At 68.5% G+C, this 321-nt stretch carries 1 pseudogene; it reads right to left on the reverse strand.

The window, feature by feature from the left end:
• Positions 1 to 87: 87 nt before the first annotated feature.
• Positions 88 to 321, reverse strand: a pseudogene (locus ACLJNW_RS24030) (hypothetical protein); the annotation flags it as partial.

The following is a 321-nucleotide window of genomic DNA, read 5'->3' on the forward strand; positions in this document are numbered from 1 at the left end:
CAGGAGAAAATCACGCCCGGCTCGGTCCTGGCCGCGATGGTGATCCTGCTCGACTACCAGTGAGGCAGGGGAGGGCAAGAGCGCGCCTCACCCGAACGCCTCGAAGAACGCCAGGGCCCGCGGGTCGCTGGCATAGGCGATGTTGATACGCAGCCAGTCGCTCTCCTCGCCGTCCGGGCTGAAGCCGCTGCCCGGCGACAGCAGCACGTCCAGGCGTGTCGCCACGGCCTGCAATTCGGCGAACGGGTAGTCGCCGATACGGGCCCAGACGAACATCCCGCCGACCGGTTCGGCGAACCCCTCCCAGCCGTTGTCCCCACG

It is taken from the genome of Salmonella sp. SAL4457, from assembly GCF_046548235.1.
Lineage (GTDB): Bacteria > Pseudomonadota > Gammaproteobacteria > Enterobacterales > Enterobacteriaceae > Salmonella > Salmonella enterica.